This window comes from Olleya sp. NP1-10 (assembly GCF_055804415.1).
In genome coordinates this window covers 860,669-885,424 of record NZ_CM147840.1, presented here as the reverse complement: position 1 = coordinate 885,424, position 24,756 = coordinate 860,669, and the positions used below count along the sequence as shown (strand labels likewise).

General features: G+C 29.8%; 21 protein-coding genes, 1 tRNA gene and 1 pseudogene. 8 read left to right on the top strand and 15 right to left on the bottom strand.

Annotation, left to right across the window (positions count from 1 at the left end; genetic code table 11):
• Nucleotides 1–285: 285 nt before the first annotated feature.
• The 3 genes from mnmG to AC0L4B_RS04010 form a co-directional block, all read right to left on the bottom strand.
• Nucleotides 286–2,157, bottom strand: coding sequence for a tRNA uridine-5-carboxymethylaminomethyl(34) synthesis enzyme MnmG (mnmG, locus tag AC0L4B_RS04020; RefSeq protein WP_473438654.1), 1,872 nt, complete (start codon nucleotides 2,155–2,157; stop codon nucleotides 286–288).
• Nucleotides 2,158–2,295: 138 nt separating this feature from the next.
• A complete protein-coding gene (ybeY, locus tag AC0L4B_RS04015; protein WP_473438653.1) occupies nucleotides 2,296–2,712 on the bottom strand; it encodes an rRNA maturation RNase YbeY in 417 nt (138 codons plus the stop codon).
• The gene (locus tag AC0L4B_RS04010) at nucleotides 2,705–6,163 is read right to left on the bottom strand and encodes a hypothetical protein (RefSeq protein ID WP_473438652.1); all 3,459 of its coding nucleotides are present in this window, start codon (nucleotides 6,161–6,163) and stop codon (nucleotides 2,705–2,707) included. The genes ybeY and AC0L4B_RS04010 overlap by 8 nt, the downstream gene beginning before the upstream one ends.
• Nucleotides 6,164–6,413: 250 nt before the next feature.
• Between AC0L4B_RS04010 and gltX the strand changes: the two genes are divergently transcribed.
• Complete coding sequence (gene gltX / locus AC0L4B_RS04005; protein WP_473438651.1) at nucleotides 6,414–7,922, top strand: glutamate--tRNA ligase; 1,509 nt, start codon at nucleotides 6,414–6,416, stop codon at nucleotides 7,920–7,922.
• Between the two features lie 58 nt (nucleotides 7,923–7,980).
• On the opposite strand, the gene AC0L4B_RS04000 is transcribed toward gltX, so the two are convergent.
• Entirely contained in the window at nucleotides 7,981–8,664 is a 684-nt protein-coding gene (locus AC0L4B_RS04000; RefSeq protein ID WP_473438650.1) for a hypothetical protein, read from the bottom strand.
• 73 nt (nucleotides 8,665–8,737) lie between these two features.
• Between AC0L4B_RS04000 and AC0L4B_RS03995 the strand changes: the two genes are divergently transcribed.
• The gene (locus AC0L4B_RS03995) at nucleotides 8,738–9,685 is read left to right on the top strand and encodes an SPFH domain-containing protein (protein WP_473438649.1); all 948 of its coding nucleotides are present in this window, start codon (nucleotides 8,738–8,740) and stop codon (nucleotides 9,683–9,685) included.
• Nucleotides 9,678–10,187 (top strand): hypothetical protein, encoded by a 510-nt coding sequence (locus tag AC0L4B_RS03990; RefSeq protein ID WP_473438648.1) that lies wholly within the window; start codon nucleotides 9,678–9,680, stop codon nucleotides 10,185–10,187. The genes AC0L4B_RS03995 and AC0L4B_RS03990 overlap by 8 nt, the downstream gene beginning before the upstream one ends.
• 52 nt (nucleotides 10,188–10,239) lie before the next feature.
• Here AC0L4B_RS03990 and AC0L4B_RS03985 read toward each other — a convergent pair whose 3' ends face one another.
• The 4 genes from AC0L4B_RS03985 to AC0L4B_RS03970 all read right to left on the bottom strand — a co-directional run bounded on the left by AC0L4B_RS03985 (nucleotide 10,240) and on the right by AC0L4B_RS03970 (nucleotide 15,122).
• Entirely contained in the window at nucleotides 10,240–10,446 is a 207-nt protein-coding gene (locus AC0L4B_RS03985) for a hypothetical protein (RefSeq protein WP_028288861.1), read from the bottom strand.
• A gap of 86 nt (nucleotides 10,447–10,532) precedes the next feature.
• Nucleotides 10,533–11,690, bottom strand: a complete 1,158-nt coding sequence (locus tag AC0L4B_RS03980; protein WP_473438647.1) for a GNAT family N-acetyltransferase — start codon at nucleotides 11,688–11,690, stop codon at nucleotides 10,533–10,535.
• A gap of 66 nt (nucleotides 11,691–11,756) precedes the next feature.
• On the bottom strand, nucleotides 11,757–12,977 hold the full coding sequence (locus tag AC0L4B_RS03975; RefSeq protein WP_473438646.1) for a TPM domain-containing protein: 1,221 nt from the start codon (nucleotides 12,975–12,977) through the stop codon (nucleotides 11,757–11,759).
• A 132-nt stretch (nucleotides 12,978–13,109) separates the two neighbouring features.
• A complete protein-coding gene (locus tag AC0L4B_RS03970; RefSeq protein ID WP_473438645.1) occupies nucleotides 13,110–15,122 on the bottom strand; it encodes a glutamine--tRNA ligase/YqeY domain fusion protein in 2,013 nt (670 codons plus the stop codon).
• A 155-nt stretch (nucleotides 15,123–15,277) separates the two neighbouring features.
• Here AC0L4B_RS03970 and folB point away from each other — a divergent pair, with 155 nt between their 5' ends.
• Both folB and AC0L4B_RS03960 read left to right on the top strand, forming a co-directional pair.
• Nucleotides 15,278–15,661: a dihydroneopterin aldolase gene (folB, locus tag AC0L4B_RS03965; protein WP_473438644.1), complete on the top strand. Its 384-nt coding sequence runs from the start codon at nucleotides 15,278–15,280 to the stop codon at nucleotides 15,659–15,661.
• 28 nt (nucleotides 15,662–15,689) lie between these two features.
• A tRNA-Cys gene (locus AC0L4B_RS03960) sits at nucleotides 15,690–15,760 on the top strand.
• Nucleotides 15,761–15,866: 106 nt separating this feature from the next.
• On the opposite strand, the gene AC0L4B_RS03955 is transcribed toward AC0L4B_RS03960, so the two are convergent.
• From AC0L4B_RS03955 to AC0L4B_RS03930, 6 genes and pseudogenes are all read right to left on the bottom strand, one after another.
• Complete coding sequence (locus tag AC0L4B_RS03955; RefSeq protein WP_473438643.1) at nucleotides 15,867–16,217, bottom strand: ribose-5-phosphate isomerase; 351 nt, start codon at nucleotides 16,215–16,217, stop codon at nucleotides 15,867–15,869.
• A 7-nt stretch (nucleotides 16,218–16,224) separates the two neighbouring features.
• Nucleotides 16,225–16,749: a GldL-related protein gene (locus AC0L4B_RS03950; protein ID WP_473438642.1), complete on the bottom strand. Its 525-nt coding sequence runs from the start codon at nucleotides 16,747–16,749 to the stop codon at nucleotides 16,225–16,227.
• Between the two features lie 11 nt (nucleotides 16,750–16,760).
• Nucleotides 16,761–17,438, bottom strand: coding sequence for a LysE family translocator (locus AC0L4B_RS03945; protein ID WP_473438641.1), 678 nt, complete (start codon nucleotides 17,436–17,438; stop codon nucleotides 16,761–16,763).
• A 124-nt stretch (nucleotides 17,439–17,562) separates the two neighbouring features.
• Nucleotides 17,563–18,243, bottom strand: coding sequence for a head GIN domain-containing protein (locus tag AC0L4B_RS03940; RefSeq protein ID WP_473438640.1), 681 nt, complete (start codon nucleotides 18,241–18,243; stop codon nucleotides 17,563–17,565).
• 61 nt (nucleotides 18,244–18,304) lie between these two features.
• Nucleotides 18,305–18,607, bottom strand: coding sequence for a YbjQ family protein (locus AC0L4B_RS03935; protein ID WP_473438639.1), 303 nt, complete (start codon nucleotides 18,605–18,607; stop codon nucleotides 18,305–18,307).
• A gap of 144 nt (nucleotides 18,608–18,751) precedes the next feature.
• Nucleotides 18,752–20,955: pseudogene (locus AC0L4B_RS03930) on the bottom strand (ribonuclease R family protein).
• Between the two features lie 739 nt (nucleotides 20,956–21,694).
• Here AC0L4B_RS03930 and rpiB point away from each other — a divergent pair.
• The 3 genes from rpiB to AC0L4B_RS03915 are packed head-to-tail and all read left to right on the top strand — an operon-like array spanning nucleotide 21,695 to nucleotide 23,521.
• On the top strand, nucleotides 21,695–22,129 hold the full coding sequence (gene rpiB, locus AC0L4B_RS03925; RefSeq protein ID WP_028288870.1) for a ribose 5-phosphate isomerase B: 435 nt from the start codon (nucleotides 21,695–21,697) through the stop codon (nucleotides 22,127–22,129).
• Nucleotides 22,130–22,132: 3 nt separating this feature from the next.
• The gene (locus AC0L4B_RS03920) at nucleotides 22,133–23,050 is read left to right on the top strand and encodes a cation diffusion facilitator family transporter (protein WP_473438638.1); all 918 of its coding nucleotides are present in this window, start codon (nucleotides 22,133–22,135) and stop codon (nucleotides 23,048–23,050) included.
• Between the two features lie 21 nt (nucleotides 23,051–23,071).
• Nucleotides 23,072–23,521, top strand: coding sequence for a GNAT family N-acetyltransferase (locus tag AC0L4B_RS03915; RefSeq protein ID WP_473438637.1), 450 nt, complete (start codon nucleotides 23,072–23,074; stop codon nucleotides 23,519–23,521).
• 485 nt (nucleotides 23,522–24,006) lie between these two features.
• On the opposite strand, the gene AC0L4B_RS03910 is transcribed toward AC0L4B_RS03915, so the two are convergent.
• On the bottom strand, nucleotides 24,007–24,726 hold the full coding sequence (locus AC0L4B_RS03910; protein WP_473438636.1) for an OmpA family protein: 720 nt from the start codon (nucleotides 24,724–24,726) through the stop codon (nucleotides 24,007–24,009).
• Nucleotides 24,727–24,756: the final 30 nt, after the last annotated feature.

Below are 24,756 nucleotides of genomic sequence, written 5' to 3'. Positions count from 1 at the left end.
AAACCAATTAAAAAAACTTCAAGGAACACTATTTTTATCAATATTAAGTCTTCGTTTCGTTATAAAAAAACATCTAAATTAGACTTAAAAAACTTAAAATACTGACCACTTTTACACTCCATTTAAACACAAAAATCATTATAATTAAGATGTGTTTTATACTTATCTCAATAAAACAAAGGGTAAAATCAGATACAAATAAAAGGTGTTTTAAAGTTTAATTTAACTATAAAAACAAAAAAAGGGCTAACGTTCCACGTGGAACGTTAGCCCTTTTTTATAAAATTATCGTCCCATATAGACTAGCAAAACAGAAATATCTGATGGAGAAACTCCACTAATTCTTGATGCTTGAGATATGGTAACAGGTTGTATTTTGTTTAACTTTTCTCTTGCCTCAAGACTCATAGATTGAAGTTTTGAGTAGTCAAAATTAGCTGGAATTTTTATATTTTCTAGCCTAGATAACTTATCAGCATTACTCTTTTCTTTAGCAATATAGCCGGAATATTTAACCTGAATTTCTGTCTGTTCTATAACTTCTCGGTCCAAATTATTATCATTAATATACTCAGATACCGATGCTATTTGCTTCATATCTTCGATACTAATATTAGGTCTTGCGAACATTTTAAACATCTTATCCTGCTGTCTAATAGCAGCTGAATTCTTTGCTTCTAAGACTGGATTAATCTCTTTTGGTGTAACACTAGTATCTCTGAAAAACTGTACAAACTGCTCAGCAGACTGATGCTTCTCCTCCATTCTTTTAAGACGTTTCTCAGAAGCTAATCCTAAATCATAACCTTTTGGAGTTAATCTAATATCAGCATTATCTTGACGTAAAAGAGTCCTATACTCTGCTCTAGAGGTAAACATTCGATAAGGTTCTTCTGTACCTTTAGTAATTAAATCATCCACTAAAACACCTATATAAGCTTCATCTCTTTTTAAGATAAACGGATCACGTTCTTGCACTTTTAAAGTTGCATTTATACCAGCCATCAAACCTTGAGATGCTGCTTCTTCATATCCTGTTGTTCCATTTATTTGACCAGCAAAATATAACCCATCAACTAATTTAGTTTCTAGTGTATGCTTTAATTGTGTAGGTGGAAAATAATCATATTCTATTGCATAACCAGGTCTAAAAAATTTCACGTTTTCAAAACCAGCAACAGAACTTAAAGCTTTAAATTGAACATCTTCAGGAAGCGAAGTTGAGAAACCATTAATATAATATTCAACAGTATTCCAACCTTCAGGTTCAACAAATAATTGATGCCTGTCTTTATCTGCGAAACGATTTATTTTATCTTCAATAGAGGGACAATATCTTGGACCCAAACTTTTAATTCGACCATTAAACATTGGCGAACGATCAAAACCTTCTCTCAACAAATCATGCACTATATTGCTAGTGTAAGACATATGACAAGAACGTTGTTGCGTTAACGGTTTTGTAGTATCTAAATAAGAAAATTTTTCAGGATTAACATCTCCTGGTTGTTCTACCATTTTTGAAAAATCTAAAGATCGTCCATCAACTCTAGGAGGTGTTCCTGTTTTCATTCTACCAGATTCAAAACCTAAATTTACAAGCTGTTCTGTAATTCCGGTTGCAGCTCTTTCTCCTGCTCTACCTCCACCAAAATTTTTATCTCCAATATGAATTAATCCATTTAAAAAAGTTCCGTTAGTTAAGACAACAGTTTTAGATTTTATCTTCACACCAAGCGATGTTGTAATACCACAAACTTTTCCATTTTCAACAATTAGACCAGAAACCATTTCTTGATAGAAATCTAAATTTTTAGTTTGCTCTAATAACAACCTCCAATCTTCAGCAAAACGCATTCTGTCACTTTGGACTCTTGGACTCCACATTGCAGGTCCTTTAGATTTGTTCAGCATTTTAAATTGAATAGCTGACGTGTCACTCACAATTCCCGAGTAACCTCCAAGCGCATCAATCTCTCTTACAATTTGTCCTTTTGCAATTCCACCCATTGCAGGATTACAAGACATCTGTGCAATGTTTTGCAAATTCATGGTAATAAGCAAAGTCTTGCTTCCCATATTAGCTGCAGATGCTGCTGCTTCACTTCCTGCGTGTCCAGCTCCAACAACTATTACATCGTAAACTTCGTTAAACATAATTTTAATTTATTTAAATAATGGATAGCTTATATTTTTAAAAAAACTAAACACTATTTAATTTTTATTTATTTGATTGTTCCACGTGGAACGTTTTGTATCTTAAAAAATTTAAGCGTGCAAATATACAACAAACAATTACATTGTTTGAAGCAAGGCTAAAGCTTCATTTTCTTTAAGTCTCATTTCAGAAGCATCAGCTTCGGTTTTATCTTTATAACCACAGTAGTGTAAAATTCCATGAATGATAACGCGATGTAATTCTGATTCAAATTCAACATTAAAATCTTTAGCATTATCCTTAACTCTTTCAACAGAAATAAAAATATCACCTTGTAGCTTTTTACCTACACTATAATCAAAGCTAATAACATCTGTTAAAGTATCGTGATCTAAGAACTGTACATTTAACTTATGCAAATAATCATCGTCACAAAACACATAGTTTATCTCATCTTCTTTACATTTTTCTTTAATTATGATACTTGATATCCAATTAGAAATTTTAGCGTCATCTAGAAGCTTAAAATCTGTTTCGTAGTTAAAATTAATCATTTTGTTGTTTAAAGTACTCTTGTGCTTTCTGTTTATAAATTTGTTGCAAAGGTAAGGTTTGCTTATTCAATATTTCTGTGGTGTTAAAATATTGTTTAGCTCTGTCCTCTGGATTAGTGGTTGTATTTTTAAATTGCTTGGTATTTGTTTTAGATTGACGCTTTTGTTCTTCACCTTGTTGCAAGACTGCATTTTCTACTTTTAAAAGCTGATGTTGAATATTCATCATTTTAGAAAGCGTTTGGTTAGTGAAGCCTTTATTAATTAAATCCATTTCGATTTGCTCCATATCTTTTAATAATTGTCTAGCATCACTATTTTGACCTAAACCTTCTTTATCTAGACGTTGCTCTAGGGCTTGACGTAACATTTGTTGTTCTTGATAGATTTTAAATAATTGACCATTTATATCTTCATTAAATCCGTCTTGCCCATTTTGAAAACCTCCTTGACCTTCTCCTTTATTTTGACCTTGGCCATTTTTACCTTGCTTACCTTCTTTACCTGACTTCCCTCCTTCTCCATTCTCTCCTTGCTCTCCATTTTGACCTTTCTCACCCTTTTCACCTTTTTCACCAGATTCGCCTTTCTCACCATCTTCGCCTTTATTTCCATCTTTACCTTTTTTCATAGCTTGTTCCATTTGTTTAGCTAAAGCCTCTTGACTAATAATAATATCAGGCATTGGCATACCTCCTTCTCCTTGTCCAGGCATTGGCATACCCATTTGGTTTTGCATATTGTCAAGAGCACTACTTAAAAAATCGGCTAAATTATTAGCAGAGGTTAATACGTATTGTTGTGACGATACACCTTGATAAATTCTGTTTTCAGAAAAATCGGCCAAAGCTTCATCTACATTATAATAAACTTCATTAATCTCACGATTAATATCTTCTGAAAATTTAGGTTGACGTAATGATATTGCAAATAAACTGTCGTCTACATGCTCAAAATGAGTACGTAATTCTTTTTGTTTTTTTAGATAATTAGCATATTCATTATGGTTTATTTCAATTGCTTTAAAACGATTCATTAATGCTTCTTCATCCATTGAAAATATAACTAAGTTATCTAATATTTGACGCAACATAGCGATATCTTCTTCTAACTGTTCTTGAGCAGCACCAGACATTTGCATTTGCATACTCATGCTCATTTGCTTCATTTTTTGAGCCGCACTTTTTTGTTTTTGTTTAGCAGATTTTTGTTTTGATTTTTGTTGTTCTGAATCTTGAGACTCTTGCTTATCTTGAAGATCTTTAGATGCGTCTTGTTGGTCTTGTTTAATGTTATCTTCTGTATTTTTATTTCTAGGAAAATCCATTGGATTTTTTAAATCCTGATTATCTTTTTCTAAGTCATTCATTTGCTTTTGCAAATCTTCAAACTTTTTATTTAGCTCGTCTTGCTTATCTTTAGAGTTCTCTTTAGTATCAGAATTAGCTAGTTTGTCTTGTTCTTTAGCAAGTGTATCAAGGTCCTCACTAATTTTTTCCATTTTTTTAGTGACATAATAACGTTTGGTAAGTTCTACTAATTGCTCTAAACTTCGTTTGTGGCTTTTTGCTTTTTTTGCTAGATTATCTAATCTTTTAGAAAATTCTTCTTTACTAATTTTATCTTTAATTTTTTGTAATTCTTCAAGTAATTTTTCGTCTTGCTTAAGTTGATCTTCATTATCTTTAAGACGTTCTTTTAAATCTTCTTTAAATTGATCTTTTTCTTTATTATCATTCTGAAACTGCTCTAAGTTGTCTTTCAACTTTTTATTAAACTGTTTCATCATTTGTTCTTGCTCCTTTTGTCTTTTTAGGAAGTTTTCAAATTTCTTTTTATCGTTAAAATTTAATTCTGATTTTTCTTTTTGAGTTTTTGACAATTCCTGAAGCTCTTGTTGTTGCTTGTCAAATTTTTCTAATGATTTATTTAAATCTTGAATTGTTTTATTTTGTTCTTGAAGTTGTTTTTGCTCTTCTTCATCTTTGGTACGTTTGCGGTAGCTAAAAACATTACTTTTTGTGCTTTTATTTTTATTTACTGCATCATTATCAAAGACTTCAAAATACAAATCGTAGGCAACCCCTTCTTCAATAGGAAGTGTATTTGGAAAAGTGCTTAAAAACTGATCAAAATTAGATTTTGAAACAGGAATATTAACTGTCTTCTTTTCGGTTTCATTACCACTAGGATAATACACTAATTGTAATTTATTTAAACCATAATCATCACTTACTTGTCCTTTAAAATAAAGGGTTTGCAAATCTAAACTATCCGTTTTAGATTGGATTGTAAGCTCTGGATATTGATCTTTAATTACCTGTATACTATAGGCTAAGTTTTCGTAATTTTTAAGGTTACTATTACTAGTACTTATATTATAATCAAAACTATTATACAATTGTTTAGACGCTTCAAAAACTCCAGGTTTTTCGCTTTTAAAAGCTATACTATCACGTCCAATTAAAGTTACTGCTGTTGTTGCTTTAGTATTAAGTTGCCATGTTATTTTAGTCCCTTGTGGTACAATTGCATTACCTATTCCTTTTACGGTTTGATTGCGTTTATTAGTATAATTTGGATAATCTAAAACCATATTAAAACCTAATAATGTTGGGACTTGTAATACTTTTAAAGTATAAGGTTTAGAGGTAATACCATTAGCTGTTAAATTAAAAGTAATATCTTGTTTAGGTTGTTCAAAAACATACTCAAAAGTACCAGCTTGATGTTGTTGTAAATAATATGTTTGGTTATTGTAGGTAATTTGGGCGTCTTGAGGTAAAACTTGACCTTCAGTAGTAGCAATTAACCTAAACGTTTGGTTTTGGTTAGTCTGTAGGTTTACGTTTAAAACAAAAAACTGAAAAGGTGCAGGAGGCTCATAAGCGGTTTGATAATTAATCACACGATTGTAGCTATCACTAAACCAATTTAACTTTCCTGAAACAGTAAAAATCAACACAATTAAGATTGGTATTGCTGCATATTTTAAATACTTGACATTCTGTTTAAAATTAACCGCTAGTTTAAACGGAATAGGATTAAGTTCTTCCACCTTTTGATCAATACTAGCAAGTAGTAACTCTGAGGCATTACTATCTTCTTTTAATTGTAAAACATTAAGTAATTTATCATTAACCTCAGTAAAATGATTACCAATAATTACAGAAGCTTTTTTATAGTCAATACCCTTTTGAAGCTTAAATAGCTTAGCTAATGGTAATATTATAAACTTAGCAAACAAGGTTACCTCAACAACTATAAATAACCAAAATAAGACCGTTCTAGCAAAACTATTAAGCCATAAAAAATGCTCGATTAAAAGAGTAAAAATAAAATATAGCAATCCAATACTAAAAAATAAAATGGCACCTTTTATTAACTCATTGGTGTAATATTTTCTAATAAATTGCTCTAATTTATGCTGTATGTTATTAAAATTATCCAAGTAAAACGTTATTTAACAGACTAAAATACAGTTTTATTTTTACACTTAAATACATTGCGTTATAAGTTAATGTTAAAGGATATCGCTTTCGCGGAAAAAAAGCCAGCCAAATTAATTGTTATTGGCTATTTCTTTGTTGTTTGTCTTAGTCATTCTATCTTTGCTAAAAAGATTTTAAAACACGTTTAAAACGAAGCTTTATTTAAGATTTAAATACATCATTATTAAGTTATTATATATTTAAAATACCATGTCAAAACAAGTTAGAGTGCGTTTTGCACCAAGTCCAACAGGACCTTTACATATAGGAGGCGTTAGAACAGCCCTTTTTAACTATTTATTTGCTAAAAAGCATAACGGAACATTTGTGTTACGTATTGAAGATACAGACCAAAATCGTTATATTGAAGGTGCAGAAGACTATATAATTAATTCACTTAATTGGTGTAACATCCCTTTTGATGAAGGACCAGGTAAAAACGAAAAATTTGGACCTTACAGACAATCAGAACGTAAAGCACTTTATAAAGAATATGCTGATCAATTAGTTGCTAGCGGAAATGCTTATTATGCTTTTGATACCTCTGAAGAGTTAAATTATCACAGAACAGATCACGAGTCTAAAGGAAAAACATTTATCTATAATTGGCATAACCGCTTAAAATTAAGTAACTCGTTATCCTTAACAGAAGCTGAAGTAAAAGCTAAGTTAGACGCTGGAGATGATTATGTCATTAGATTTAAAAGTCCTCAAGACCAAACATTACATCTAAAAGATATCATACGTGGAGATATAAAAATAGATACTAACATTTTAGATGATAAAGTATTATTTAAGTCAGATGGTATGCCAACGTATCACTTAGCTAATATTGTAGATGACCATTTAATGGAAATCTCTCATGTAATACGTGGTGAAGAGTGGTTGCCAAGCTTAGCGTTACACTACCAATTATACACAGCATTTGGTTGGGAAGCACCACAATTTGCACACTTACCATTAATTTTAAAACCTACAGGAAAAGGTAAATTAAGTAAACGTGATGGAGACAAATTAGGGTTTCCTGTATTTCCGTTAGAATGGAATCCAGAATTTGGTGATATAGCTAAAGGATACAAAGAAGAGGGTTATTTTGCAGAAGCAGTTGTAAATTTTTTAGCCTTTTTAGGTTGGAATCCTGGTACAGAACAAGAAATGTTTACTTTAGAAGAACTAGTTGCTGCTTTTGATTTAGATCGTGTTAATAAAGCAGGAGCACGTTTTGATCCAGACAAAATTAAATGGTTTAATCACCATTATATGCAAGAACAGTCTAATGAAGATTTAGCTGAAGCATTTCAGAAAAACCATGAACAATTAGCCTCTATAGATGTTAATTATATAGCATTAGTAGTAGGTTTAGTTAAAGAACGTGCCACCTTTGTTAATGACTTTTGGAATTTAAGTAGCTACTTTTTTGTAGCACCAGAAAGTTACGATGAAAAAGCCTCTAAAAAAGCTTTTAAAGACGATACTAAAACAATAATGACAGACGTATTAGGTATTGTATCAAATATTACAGATTTTGAAGTAGAAACGCTTCAAAAAGAGGTTAAAGGTTGGATTACATCAAACGAAATTGGCTTTGGTAAAGTCATGATGCCACTGCGTTTAGCATTAGTTGGTGCATTACAAGGACCAGATGTTTTTGATATTATGTTTTTGATAGGTAAAAACGAAAGTATTAAACGTATTGAAAAACTAATAGACACCTTATAATTATAAAAAAAGCCATCTAAATTAGATGGCTTTTTTTATTGTATTATATTTTTATGATTTAAAAGGTTATCATACCAGTAAAAGCAAACATACTTTGGTTTCCTTTAAAATCTCTACCTAAAACTTGATTAAATTCTGAGTCATTTAAAGCACCTAAAATATTTGTAAAACCATAAATATACTGTGCTCTTACTTTAAAAAAACCTATACCTAAAGTAGCTCCAATGCTACCATTAACATTAAAATTAGTTAAATCTTTAACAGCCTTAGCTTGAACAGTATTAAAATCTGCTAGAATAAAATTTTCTTGTTCATCATCACTTAATTCTAAATCACTATTATATTGTAACATTGGACCAAAATCTATGGTAAAATGAGACGTCTTAAATGGTTTTGCATGCCATAAAAATTGTAATTGAGCTGTAAATATTTTATACTCTATATCTTCGGCAATACTTGACAATGGTACATCAAAACCAGTAGTGCTTATCGTGTTTTCTGATAATTGCATACCATAACTTAAATTATACCATTTGTGAGGTATCTCAACAGTAGCAGTCATATTACCAATCCAACCATCACCTTTTTTAGTTTCAAAATTGTCTGTAATAATATCAAACTGGGTAATTCCGCCACCAATAGAAAATCCATTTTTTATGACATATTTACTACGTTGTGCAAAGTTTTTTGTAACAAAACCTATAGTTAGAGCTACTAATAAAGTGTATTGAAGTTTTTTCATAATAAATTAAGTCGTTTGTGGACAAATATAACTTAATTTAGTAACCATAGTATAACCATTAAATCCATTATTTATGAGTAATTATTCTTTTATCCCTTTTATAGTCATTGGCTTAGTGATTCTAATTTCAGCCTTTTTTGTTGTTAAACAACAAACAGCTGTAATTATAGAACGTTTTGGTAAATTCCATAGTATACGTCAATCTGGACTTCATTTAAAAATCCCTATTGTTGATAAAATAGCAGGTAGACTAAGTCTTAAAATTCAACAATTAGACGTTATTATAGAAACAAAAACTTTAGATGATGTATTTGTTAGACTAAAAGTATCAGTACAATATCGTGTGATTAGTCAAAAAGTTTACGATGCTTTTTATAAATTAGATTATCCACATGAGCAAATTACAAGTTACGTATTTGATGTTGTACGTGCAGAGGTACCAAAAATGAAATTAGACGATGTATTTGTTAAAAAGGATGATATTGCAATTGCAGTAAAAACCGAATTAAATGATGCTATGTCAGAATATGGTTTTGATATTATTAAAACATTAGTAACAGATATAGATCCAGATGCTCAAGTAAAAGCAGCCATGAACCGTATTAATGCTGCAGATAGAGAAAAAACTGCTGCACAATTTGAAGGAGATGCTGCACGTATTTTAATTGTTGAAAAAGCAAAAGCAGAAGCAGAAAGTAAGCGTTTACAAGGTCAAGGTATTGCTGACCAAAGACGTGAGATTGCAAGAGGTTTAGAAGAGTCTGTAGATGTTTTAAATCGTGTTGGAATTAACAGTCAAGAAGCCTCAGCATTAATAGTAGTAACACAACATTATGATACCTTACAAGCTATTGGAGGAGAAACAAACAGTAACTTAATATTATTACCAAACTCACCTCAAGCAGGAAGTAACATGTTAAACGATATGGTTGCTAGTTTTTCTGCAAGTAATGAGATTGGTGAAGCCATGAAACAAGCTAAATTAAATAAAGCTAAAGAAAGAAGAAACGAAGATGAATAAGCTAATAATAGTATTATTACTAACGGTTTCCGTAACCTTTGGTCAAACAAAAAAAGAAGCTTTACGTGATGCTACAATCACCAGTAAAGCTACTTTAAGTGAAGATTATAAAACAGTTTTTAAACATACTCTACCAAAAGTAATAGAATTAATGGGTGGAGAAGAAGCTGGTATTAAATTAATAGAACAAACTTTTGATCAAATGAAGTCTGAAGGATTTGTATTTGAAAAAGCTGATGTAATTGATGTCTCAGAAGTAGTCTTTGAACAAGATCAATACAGATGTGTTGTTGAAAATTTTAATCAAATGAAAATGAGTAACATGCGTATTAAATCTAAAAGTTATTTATTAGGAATTTATAACAATGAAGCTAAATTTTGGTACTTTATTGAAGCTAAACAAATCAAAAACAAAGCATTATTAAATATGGTTCTACCAGATTTTGAAACCAGTTTAGTAATACCAGAAGATGATACAAAAACGGAAACGTTAAGTGAATAACATCTTAATATCTTTAAACATTAAAAGTCTCAAATTAAATTTTGAGACTTTTTTATTTAGACTTATACTTTGTAACCATTTCATCCAAAGTATTTAAATAGTTTTGTAAGGCTTCTTGGTCTACTTTAGCAGAAGAGTTATCACCTTGTGGTAAGGTAATTCTAGTCTCATCAAGATACTTTTGTAGTTCTGGATAATCCCTTTTTATTTGAATTGTTTTTTGTGATATCTTAGTTAGTAAATCTTGTGTATTACTCATGTTAATTGTGTTTTTAAGTTATTGATTTAAAATAAATTAAAAACAAACCAATACAAAATTAATACTGCTAAAGGTTTATTAAAATACTATTTAAAAGGATGTCTTTGTTCCCACTTTTTAACTGGATTTAAAGTTTTTACAATGTATCTTAAAGCAGGATTTATAAATAGAGTATTAGTATGTTTCATATAAATATACATCACTTCAGGCTTTGCTCCTATTGAGCTTTTTATTTCAAGTGCTGTTCTAGCATAGACGACTTGCTTTAAGTTATTATCAATTCCAAAAGCTAGCATATCATACAACATATTTAAATACAATTGATACTTATGTTGATGCTTAGGATCGTATCCCAAAAAATAGGTTTCTAAATCAGAATTATTAATAATTAAGGTATAAAATCCAATAAGTTTACCATTTAAATAGTAACCAAACACCTTAAAATCTTGTTTTAAATATTTTTTTAAATTGAAAAAATGCTGTTGGTCTAATACAAATGAATTGACTTTAGCATTATCTGAAACGTATTTATATAAAGTAAATAACTGTTCAGATTCCATAACAATAGCATTTAAATCTAATTCCTTTTTTACAATGCTATTAGCTTTTTTAAGCGCTGTTCTATATCTGCTTCTGTATTTCTTTTTAAGACTGATAACATAGTTATCAATACTACTCCACTCCTGTTTTAAACGCAAAACCATACTTGGTTGGACTTGTACTTTGTATAATTGATTTTTAGTAAATAAAGAGGTATTTAAATGGATACTATCTGTCGTAAAATAATCTTTAAAACCTATAATACGTATAGTTTTACCTTCCTTATTTTTGATAGTTAATGCTAACGTATTTAAAGCATTAAAAACAGTATCTAAAAAATCGGTTTGGCTAATGTGCTTTTGATCAAAAAATAAACCATGCTGCCCTGTATGCATTAAATTACCAACAATTAAAGCATTACCTTTAACAACTTGAGCTATAACAGCTTTTGCAAAGCGTTTTAATGCATTATCTGTTGGGTTTCTAAATACGTCATCAATATATATTTTAACACGCTGTACGACTGCTAAACCAACTTGTTGTTGGTTATCATAAATTGAAATGTAATGCGTTTTTATATTTTTAGGACAAGAGGCTTCTAAGCCTTTTAAAAAACGGGTTTGTAAAAAAATATCGTGTGTTGCTAGAGTATTCCAAGTATCTGGAAGATCTAAAACAGAATCATGTATTTTAAAGTCTATCAAGTTTATAAAGTAAAGCTTAAAAGCTAGTTATTGGTATCAAAAAACAAAAAAATGTTACAATACTAATTACCAACTACCACTAGCGCCTCCACCAGATGAGCGTCCTCCTCCACCTGAATAACTACTGCTTCGTGATGAGGATGAGTAACTTCTAGAACCAGAAGACGAGTAATCTCTAGAAGAACCACTACCATTACTTCTTTTAGCTGATAAACCAACTCCCATTTTAAAAATAGAAAAACCAAAAGTTTCTTTATAACTACTTTTAATTTTTTTGATTGCCCTAACAATAGCTATTACAAACAATGAAATAAAAATAAGTGCGATAGCAATAACATAAAATTCCCATGAGAAATTTGATATCATCTCATTAACATCTTTGTTAAATACAATAGTAATTAACATAAAAAAGCCCATCATAATTGGAGTAAATCCAAATGCAAAAGCTGCAAAAAATAATAAAAAAGTTAAAGGAAAATACCACCAGAAATTAATAAAACCTAGTTTACCAGTTAAAAGACTTTTAAAAATAGTTATGGCTCTTTTAAAAGCTAATTTTAAAATTATACCAAATCCAACAAACACAAATATTGATAAAAAACTTGATACAAACAGAATCATAAAAAGTATCCATGACAGGGTATAAAAATTATAAACAACACAAAAAAGTGCAATAACAAATAACCAAAACTTTAGTTTATATTTATTATATAATGGTTTAATTTTAGTTTTCCACATGCTTGCTTTTAGTACAAATTTGCAATAGCAATAGTATAAAACTATAGTAAATACTAGAGTTAAAAATAGGGATGCAAAAACTTTAGTAACTGGACTTATCTCAGATTCTTCAGCTTTTTTTCTGTAAATATCACCAAATTCTTGAGCATAAATAGGATCTTGAATTAGCTGAATTATTTCATAAATTGCATGATTTACACCTTCAAAATATTGTTCTTTTTTAAAATAAGGTGTTAAGATATAATCAATAATATGAGATGAAAAAACATCAGTTATAATGGGCTCAAATCCATTACCAACTTCAATTCTAACTTGTCTTTGGTTAGGTGCAATTAAAAGTAAAAGACCATTATCTACATTGTCTTTACCAAATTTATTTTTTTCTTGATTAAATATACCATTAGCATATTGTTCTATAGTATTATTTCCTAATTCTTTTATTGTTAAAACTACAATTTCATGAGAGGTATCAAGCTCATATTGTATTAACTTTTCACGTAAATTTTGAGCTTCGTAGTCACTAAAAATACCTGCATTATCTGTTACCATATCCTGGATAACAGGATACTCTTGTGCATTTGTATATTGTATACAAATAAGAATAAATATAAAAAGTATGTTAAACTGTTTCAACTGAAAAAAAAGAACCTACCTAATAAATGACATTAGGTAGGCTTATAATTATTTGTTTATTGCTTTAGCTTCGTTAACCAATAATTCACTTTTATCTTCAAGTGCTTTATTTATAAAGTCATCTATAGCTTCGGTTTTATCTAAACCATTATCTATTAAAACACCTAAAGTTATCATAGTAATAACACGTGTTCCTGTTTTTTTAACCGATGTCCCAAATAGTGGTTCTAGATCTTGATAGGCAACATCCTTAGCAAGTGCTTGGATTTCGGCTTTAGCCTTATCTTGTTGCTCAGGCTTCATCCTATCATACTTTTTACCGTAAGATTTAATTTGTTCTATAGCAGGTCTGTTGTTTTGTTGTGGCTGCTTTTGTTGATTATTTTGAGTACTATTTTTAGGCTTTTGTTTTGCCCAACTATCACGTAAACCAACCGTTTTATTAAATACTAAAGCCTCTGATGTAGAATCATTATCTACATTAAAATAGCCTAAACGTTGAAACTGGAACTGCTCTCCTACTTTTGCTTCTTTTAAACTAGGTTCTACAAAAGCTGTGATGTTTTTTAAACTGTTTGGATTGATAAAATCCATAAAAGATTTGTCTTCATGACTATCTGGAGCTTCGTCTGAGAATAATCTGTCATATTCTCTAACTTCAGCTTTTACAGCATGTTTAATACTTACCCAATGTAAAGTTCCTTTTATACGACGTTCTGTATCCTCTGAGTAAGTACAGTGTACTTCTGTTACATTACCAGCTTGGTCTTTAACAACACTATCTGCTTTTATAATGTAAGCATTTTTAAGTCGCACTTCTCCACCTAGTTTTAATCTAAAAAACTTGTTACCAGCTTCTTCTTTAAAATCTGCTTTTTCAATATAAATCTCTTTAGAAAAAGGAACTTTTCTAAATCCTGCACTTGCATCTTCTTGATTGTTTTCGGCTTCAAACCATTCTTCTTTATCATCAGGATAGTTAGTAATCACCACTTTTAAAGGATCTAAAACAGCCATTACACGTGGTGCTTTTTTGTTTAAATCCTCACGAATACAAAACTCTAAAAGTGCATAATCTATAATATTTTCGCGTTTAGCAACACCAACGGTTTCAACAAATTTTCTGATTGAATTTGGTGTAAATCCACGACGACGTAAACCAGATATTGTAGGCATACGTGGATCGTCCCAACCATTAACAATACCATCTTCAACCAATTGTAACAACTTACGTTTACTCATGATAGTATAACTAAGGTTTAAACGTGCAAACTCGCGTTGCTTAGGTTGCATTGGATATTCTGATTTAGCATAATCATAAACCTGCTCTTTAAACCAATCATACAACTCTCTGTGAGGTTTAAACTCTAACGAGCATAAACTATGCGAAATTTGCTCTATATAATCACTCTCACCATGTGTCCAGTCATACATTGGGTAAATACACCAAGTATCACCTGTCCTGTGGTGTGCTTTCTTTAAAATACGATACATTAAAGGATCACGCATTAACATATTAGTATGTTGCATGTTTATTTTAGCACGTAAAATATGCTCACCTTCATCAAATTCGCCATTTTTCATGCGCATGAAAAGGTCAAGATTTTCTTCAACAGAACGGTTTCTAAAAGGTCCATCTACACCTGGTTGCGTTGGTGAACCTTTTTGTTGTGCCATAGCTTCAGAAGACTGAGAGTCTACATAAGCTTTACCATCTTTAATTAGCTGAACTGCCCAATCAAATAATATTTGAAAGTAGTCTGAAGAGTATAACTCGTTTGCCCATTGGTAACCCAACCAAGAAATATCTTCTTTTATAGCATCAACATACTCTTGCTCTTCTTTAGCAGGATTTGTATCGTCAAAACGTAAATTAACAGGTGCATTATATCTTTCTCCTAAACCAAAACTAATACCAATAGCTTTAGTATGACCAATGTGTAAATACCCATTAGGCTCTGGCGGAAATCTAAAACGAAGTTTACTTTGATCTAAACCATTGTTTAAATCTTCTTCTATAATTTGCTCTAAAAAATTGAGTGACTTTTTATCTTCAGACATATATTTTTATTCTTTACATTAAAAGTTTATTGGCATACTACCAAATTAACAATGCGCTGTAAAATTAGTTATTTTTTAGTTGAAATGAATTTAACCACACTTTAAAAATTTAGTAAACTACTATTTTAGGTACTTTTGCTGAAAATTTATAGAAAATGGGAATAATTAAGTTAGAAAATATACGCGTAACAGCTTATCATGGTTGTTTAAAAGAAGAAACTGCTATAGGAAGTGATTACCGAGTAGATTTAAAAGTAAAGGCAGATTTACAAAAAAGTACAGCAACAGACGCATTAGAAGATACTGTTGATTATGTTTTTTTAAATAAAGTTGTAGTTGAAGAAATGGCTACACCAAGTGCACTTTTAGAGCATGTTGCTAAGCGTATTTTAGACCGTATTTTTAAAGAAGACAAATTAATTACTGTTGCAACAGTGGCTGTAAGTAAAATAAATCCTCCGATTGGTGGTGATGTACAGATGGTTACGGTAGAATTAACAGAAAAAGAAAAAACTAACAGAAATAGGGTAAAACAGTAATTATTTTTATATTTGCTGTCCTATTAAGGGTGTCGTGGCCGAGTGGCTAGGCAGTGGTCTGCAACACCATCTACAGCGGTTCGAATCCGCTCGACACCTCAAGAAAGCGTTACTATATAAGTAGCGCTTTTTTTTATGTCTATATTTTTATACTATTTTTTGAGATTATGAGATTGCTTCGTACCTCTCAATGACCACTAAAATTTTAATTAAACCAGACTGCATATTTCTTTCGACGTAAGTCTAAAGCTAATGCTTCTTCCATTTTTAAAGCTTCTGCTCTAGTTGCAATTGGACCAATGTGATTATATAAACTTGGTCTTAAGTAAGATCCATATTTTTGGACAATATTAGAAGATAATTTGTGACCCTTTTTATTAACATAACCAGTTTTATGTTGTAAAAACCGTTCTTTAGGAGTTTTACTAGTCATACCAACATATAAACATTCTAAAACACCATTAAATTGTGGATTAGCTGCTCTAAATTTGGTATTTTGGGTAAATACTTTTTTAGATAACTCCACAACATAAATATGATATTGGGTTTTAGCCATATATGTTTTATTTTCTTAAAAAATGATCTACAATAATAAATATAGAAGCCAATAATATACCTACAGTAAATAGTAAATTACCATAAGGCCAATGTTGTATTTTAAATAAACAGCCAAACAAAATACAACCAAAAATAATTGCAGTAATAGTAATGTAAATGGCTTTATAAATACCATTTAACTTAAGGTTTTGGTTACTAAAATAGGCTGTTCCCTCGTTAATAAACCACCAACCAAACAATAATAACAAAGCAATATTAAATAGTATAGGAAATTGATACACATGTATTACCCTAGTAAAATTGCTTAAACACCACAACAGAATTATACCAAGCTTAACATAATCCATGGTTTCTTTGTCTTTTTTAAGAAAAAACCGAATAGGATATAATACCATAATACTACAAATAGCAATTAATAATAAATCACTAGAATTTGGCCAATGCATTATTTTAAATAATCCACCTAAAAGTAAAATTGAAACACAAAAACGAAGCGGTAAATTAAGTTTTTTATATCGAATCGTACTCATGCTATGAGGAGTTATAATGGGTTAATTTGCTCTAGCTTTTCTTTAAGTTTTTCTTTTTCTTCAGGGAAAAAACCTTGAGCTAATAGTAAAATACCAAAGCCTAAAATAACTAAAGCTATTATTTTTTTAGTTTTAAAAATAAGTCTTGGCGTTAGTTTATTTTTAAGACGTTTAGCTGCTACAATTTTTACTAAATCCGTTACAAAATAAGCCACTATCATTGTAGTAATAAAAACAATAACTCCGTTTTGAGACGTTGTAATTTTACTAGCCAAAACTATAAAACCTAACCAACCTAATAATACACCTATATTAATAAAGTTAAGTAAAAAACCCTTTATAAAAAGTTTACCATAACCTTTTTTAAATTCTACTTTATGGTATTCTTTAACAATAGATCTAAATGATCTGGACGTTTTAACAAATGAAATAATACCATAAAAAACCAGTAATACACCACCAAAAATTACAAAATTAGGATCGTTTTCAATTTTACCTAAAAGTTTTTCGGTACTAAAAAAAGCAACCACTATAAATAAAATGTCTGCTAAAATGACTCCAGAATCAAAGATTAAAGCACTTCTAACACCTTTGGTTGCACTAGTTTCTAACAATACAAAAAATACAGGACCTACGGTAAAAGAAAGAATTATACCAAAGGGAATTGCTGTAAGAATATCGTCTAACATGGGATGTTTAAATGCGTTAAATACAAAGTAAAGAAATAATTTAGTTAAGACATAATACAATAGCTACAAAATAAAAAAGCTTCAATTTAAATTGAAGCTTTTATTATCTATTTTAAGTATATTTTTATTCTTGATCTTTAACAACAATACGTCCACCAAAGGTTTGTTTTTTAGTAACTGTTTTTGGATTACCATAAATATCAATATTTCCACCAGCTGTAATACGTGCATCTACTACACCACTTGCTTTGACTTCTGCTTCACCAGCAGCTCTTACTTTTACATTAGTATTTTTGGTTTCAAAATCACGACCTTCGTAAATACCTCCTGTATTAAGCGTTATATTTTGAGTGTAGGCTTTACCTCTAGTTTCTATAATTCCGCCAGAAACAGCTCTTACATTAACTGTATCGACGTCTAAACCAGCAATAATAGATGCGCCTTCTTGTGCACGTAACTCGATAGTATCTTGTTCTATCAGCTCGTTACCGACAATTTTAGCACCTTCATTGGCATCAATAACTTTTAAATCTGTATAATGTACAGCTACAAAAGTTTTGGTTCCATCAAAACTACGGTCAATTTTCATGCGTACTTTAAGTGTATTATTTTTGATTATAATCTCAACGTCATCAACATCTTCACCAGTAATCATAACTTTATTTTCGTTTGATTTAACTAAGCTTACTTTGATTAAATCAAAAACTTTAACTTCATTAAAATCTCCAACATTTTTATCTATTGGACTTTGTGCTACTAAAATTGTAGATGTTAAAAAGACTATTGCAAGTAATAAATTTTTCATTTTAAAAGGATTTGTTTTAATAAAGAGCATTCTTTTTGCAGAATGTTACAGTTATTAACAATTATTTATTTGCAGCAACACTAACTGCTGTACCAGTAACAGATACAAAAAAATAGGAACCGTTAACGGTTTCCATATCTACACTAATACCAACAACTGCATTTGCATTTAAATTACTAGCATTGGTTTGTAACTCTTGAAAAGCGTGTTCTTTAGCTTCATTAATAACATCTTTTGTTATGTCTTTGTTTTTTTCTGTTTTAAAAGAAAATTTAGTTTTCATCTCAAAAGAGGTACCTGTAATGATGCCTTTATATTCTATTATTTTAAAACCTTCTATAGTATTTGTTGTAGTTAAAATCATGTTTTGATGTTTATTTATTAGTAGTTAAATGTAATAAAAAGTTACTGTTAATAACTTAATTTAACGTTTTGTAAAATAAAAAATGTACCAGTTACCAAAAGGTTAGTGATACATTTAATTTGTACTTATTAACAATAAAATATGTTATTCTTGGTACTTACCAATTAATTCAAAATCTAGATGACGCTTTTCTAAATCTGCATTTTTAACTTTTACAACAACTTCATCTCCAAGTTGATACATAACTTTAGTTTCGCGTCCAATAATAGCATATTGGTCTTGGTCAAACTCAAAATAATCGCCTTTTACGTCTCTTATTCTAACCATACCTTCACACTTATTAGAGATAATTTCTATATAAATTCCCCAATCTGTAGCTCCAGAAATAACGCCAACAAACTCTTCGTCTTGATGGTCTTGCATAAATCTAATTTGCATGTATTTAGTCGAGTCACGTTCAGCTTTTGTTGCTAAATATTCCATGTTACTACAATGTTTACACATTTCTTCATAACTCTCTGCATTGACAGATTTTTCGCCATCTAAATAACGTTGTAATAATCTATGCGCAATAACGTCTGGATAACGTCTAATAGGTGACGTAAAATGAGAATAGTCTCCAAATGCTAAACCGTAATGACCAATATTACTGGTAGTATACTCAGCTTTAGACATGGTTCTGATTGCTAAGGTATCGACTAAGTTTTGTTCTTTTTTACCTTGTACATCTGTTAATAACTTGTTTAAAGCACCAGCTATATCACCTCCACTTTTAAAGTCCAATTTGTGACCAAATCTAGATACAACGCTTTGTAAAGACGCTAGTTTACTTTCGTCTGGCTCATCGTGTACACGATAAATAAACGTTTTTGGTGCTTTCATTTTAGACACAAACTCTGATACTTTTTTGTTAGCAAGTAACATAAACTCTTCGATAAGTTTATTGGCATCTTGACTAGTTTTAAAATGTACTCCTATTGGATTAGCTTCTTCATCTAAAGAAAATTTAACCTCAACTTTATCAAAACTAATGGCACCAGATCGCATACGTTGACTACGCATTTTTTTGGCTAATTGATCTAATTTTAAAACTGCTTGTGCAATTTCTAGTGTGGTTTTATAAGCTGTACCATCCAATGCAACTTCTGTTGGAATATTGGTATCTATTTTTTCTGGATTAGAAATAATTTCAGCTTTGTTAAATGCGATGTTATTTTCAATAATTGCCTGAGCCTCTTCATAAGCAAAACGCGCATCACTGTAAGTTACAGTACGACCAAACCATTGGTCTTTAATTTCGGCTTTATCATTAATTTTAAAAACTGCTGAAAAAGTATATTTTTCTTCGTTTGGACGTAATGAACATGCACCATTTGATAAAATTTCTGGTAACATTGGCACTACTCTATCTACTAAATACACAGAAGTTGCACGTTCATAAGCCTCGTCATCAAGGACAGTACCTTCTTTTAAATAGTGAGATACATCTGCAATATGAATACCTATTTCATACAAACCATTATCTAAAACTGTAAAAGATAAAGCATCATCAAAATCTTTAGCATCTTTAGGATCGATGGTAAAAGTTAAGTCTTGACGCATATCGCGACGTTTAGCAATTTCTTCTGGTAAAATATTTAAATTAATATTATTAGCATACTCTTCTACCTCTGGAGGAAACTCATATGGTAAACCATACTCAGCTAAAATAGAGTGTATTTCAGTATTATGTTCTCCAGCTTTACCTAAAACTTTAATTACTTTTCCGTTTGGTGAATCTGATTTATCTGGCCAATCTAACATTGTAACAACCACTTTATCACCATCTTGTGCTTTTAGTGTTTTGTTAATAGGTACAAAAATGTCAGTTTTCATTTTATTACCATCAACAACTACAAAAGCAAAATTCTTTTTATCATGTATTTGTATTGTCCCAACGTACTCTGTTTTAGCACGTTTTATAATATTGGTAATTTCGCCTTCAAGTTTACCTTGTTTTCTGCGTTTATAAACGTATAATTCTACTTCGTCTCCATCTAATGCTTTATTAACATTGTTAGAAGCTATATAAATATCAGTATCAAAAGCATCACAAATAACGTAACCGTTGCCACGTTGTGCAGCATCAAAGATACCTGTATGATACTCAGTGTTAACAACTGCTTTAAACTTACCACGATCTACTTCTTCTATCTCGTCTTTAGCTTTAAGCTGTGCTAATTTTTTAATTATTTGATTGCGACTACTAGCATCGTTAACTCCTAATTTAGAAGCTATTTGCTTGTAGTTAAATGTTTTAGTTCTTTCTTTTTTAAAATACTAAGAATTGTATTTGTAAGGTTGGAAATCTTGTTATGTGACGGTTTCCTTTTTTCTTTTTTGTCATTTAAATTTTAATCTAATTGAATTTCATAAAGTTAATCGAAATTCTGTTATTATTAACTTAATAGAGAAGAAGTGAAGATATTAAGTTTATACAAAGCTACGTTTTTAATATTAAATGAAAATTAAACTAATATTAAATTTTAATTTTAGACTTATTCACATATATACTATATATCATTTATTTCTTTTAAAATTTTAAAAAAAATAGTGATTATTATTGCTTGTTAATAGCGGTATAACTTTTTAAGCTTTTGATTTGTTTGTGTAGTTACAGCATTATATTAACAACTTATTAAATATTTAAATCCTTAATTTTAAAGGTAGTTAAGTATGTTATTAACAATTGTTAGTAACAAGTATTAACGGTTAATTATTAATAACTATAAAAAAAATAACAGTTAAAAATTGACAATTAAGTGCTAATAACTTTACAAAAAATTAAGGTTAACTTATTTGCATGTTAATTAAATGTTAGGGATTGTAAAATTTTATGACTTATCCTAATAAAAGTTTTCAAAAACAATCAAGAGATATTAACAAGTAATCAAGATATAAACACATAGTAGTTAACAATTATAAAAAAACTGCTGATTTTATGATGTTTACACAAAACTACGTTTTATCAATAAGTTAATACCTATTACTTATTATTACTTGTAATCAATTATTAACTTTGAAAACTTAAACAACAACACAACTACTATGACAATAGCAATAGGTAATGATCACGCAGGAACAGATTATAAATTTGAAATCCTTAAACATTTAAAATCAAAAGGTTACATTGTTAATAACTATGGGACAGATGCAAACGATAGTGTTGACTATCCAGATTTTGTACATCCTGTTGCAGATGATGTAGCAAATAATAAAGCTGAATTTGGAATTTTAATTTGCGGTAGTGCAAATGGTGTAGCTATGACAGCTAATAAACATCAAAAAATACGAGCAGGAATTTGCTGGACTAAAGAGATTACAGAGTTGACAAGACAACATAATAATGCTAACATTATATGTATTCCAGCACGATATACAGCTGTACAACAAGCTATTGCAATGGTAGATACATTTTTAGAAACTAAATTTGAAGGAGGACGTCACCAAAATCGTGTCGATAAAATACCAGTAAATTGTTAATAAATGAGTACTAGTAACTCACATAACCACACACACAGTACTAAAGATTTAAAAGGACGTAATTTAATTATATCCATATTTTTAAACATACTTATAACTGTATCACAGGTTATTGGAGGACTAATTTCTGGTAGTTTAGCCTTGTTAAGTGATGCTTTACATAATTTTAGTGATGTTGTCTCTTTAATTGTTAGTTACATTGCTAACAGGTTATCTAAAAAAGAAGCCTCTTTACAACGTACTTTTGGATTTAAACGTGCCGAAATTCTGGCAGCATTCATAAATTCTGCAACCCTAATAATAGTTGCTATTTTATTAATAATAGAAGCTGTAAAACGTATACAACATCCAGAACCAATACAAAGTAACTTAGTTATTTGGTTAGCTTTATTAGGTATTTTAGCTAATGGTTTTAGTGTATTATTATTAAAACAAGATAGCCAAACTAACATGAATATGCGAAGTGCTTATTTACACTTATTAACAGACATGTTAGCAAGTGTCGCTGTGCTTATTGGAGGTGTATTAATGCAATTTTATCAAATATATTGGGTAGATAGTTTACTAACCTTAGCTATAGCTATCTACCTAATTTGGATGGGATTTGATTTATTAAAAGAATCTACAAAAGTCCTAATGTTATTTACACCAGACACAATACCTGTAGATCAAATTGTAGAACAAATTAACGCTTTCGCGGAAATTAAAAGCGTACATCATATACATGTCTGGCAATTAAATGAAAACGAAATCCATTTAGAAGCACACATTGATTTTAATAAAAACATTACTTTAACCCAATTTGATGCTATACTTCAAGAGGTTGAAGCTTTGTTACTAAAAAAATTTCAAATCAATCATGTTAATATCCAGCCAGAATTTGGTAAAGATGATCCTAAGGATATTATTGTACAAGATTAAAAATACTATACATAATTATTAATGATACATATTACTACTAAAACCTTTGATCAATTAACAACTACAGAACTCTATAATGTATTACAATTGCGTAGTCAAGTTTTTGTTGTAGAGCAAGACTGTGTCTATCAAGATATTGATGGAAAAGATCAAAACGCATTACATGTTTTAGGTTATAAAAACAATGCTATTGTAGCTTACACACGTATTTTTAAACCAGGTGATTATTTTGAGTTTTCAAGTATAGGACGTGTTGTTGTTGATAACTCTCAAAGACAGCATAAATATGGCTATGATATCATGACTGCATCTATTAATGCTATTCAAGAACATTATAATACCACGAAAATAAAAATATCTGCACAGTGTTATTTAAAACGCTTTTATAATAATTTACAGTTTTTTGAAATAGGTGAAGAATACCTAGAAGATGGCATACCACACATAGCCATGGTATATAATAAAAAATAAAAACCGCTTCGGCACGAAGCGGTTTTATATAAGAAGGTTAAACAACTAAAATAACCTTACTTAGAAATATATTTTTAAAATACTAATTTGTAAATTTTGGTGATTTTTAAAATCAAGCGCAAACATACGATGTACTTAATATTTTATATAAATTATTAGTCCAAAATCACTAATAATAGGTTTAATGGTTTTAAATTGATTAATATGTAATTTTGTATATTATAATTAAGACTAAACAAGTAGTATTTCATGTTTTAAAATAACTATATAAGTATAAAAAAAGTGACTTATTAAAGTCACTTTTTAGTTTGTAAGTTTTACTATTTTTTAGTCAGCTTGGCCAACATAAGTAATTAAAATTTCTACACGTCTATCCAGTTCTGGAGCTCCTCCTAACGGAAATTTACGACGCATACCAACGTATTTCATTCTTTTTTTATCGACACCTTTTCTAGCTAAATAGTCATAGATATATTTTGCTCTAGCTACAGATAAGTTTCTTTTTTTGTCTTTTTATCAATAGCATCACGACTCATTTGTGTACAACAAACATGACCTTGAATGGTAAAGTAAATGTTCTTTTTTTCTAGCATTATTTTAGCTAGTTTTTCTAAAGTTTTTTTAGATTCTGATGTTACATAACTATAACTTGTTTTAAAGTATATTTTATCTAAAGTAATCTTGTCTCCTTTTTTTATAGTGCCTTCAGCTATATCTTTGGTTGTTTTAGGGCCATTATTTGTTGCTTTATCTTTAACAACTTCTTCTTCGGTAATTACCGGAGTTTCTTTAATAACTTCAGGTTGTAATGGTGTGACAATGATTTCAACCTTACGATTTAATCCTCTTATTTTATGGACCTCATTTTCATTTAAAACTTTTAATAAAATTTCACCTTTACCATTGACATTAGTAATAAGATTTTCGTCTATACCGTAACCAGAAAATAATTGTTTTATGGTGTTTGCTCTATTTTGAGACAGCTCTAAATTATAGTCATTACTTCCTCTATCATCTGTAAAACCATAGATAGATATTTTTTGAATAGGAATACTATCTAGGTTAGAAATAAATAATAAAATACGGTTTTCTTCTGTTAATGGTACATCGTATTCGTCTGTATTAAAATACACATCATGAGTTAATTCGCTTTGCGAAAAACCAAACGTTGTACTTAATAATAAAAATAATAAAAAGTGCTTCATAACTTTAATCTAGCATTAAATATACCAAAG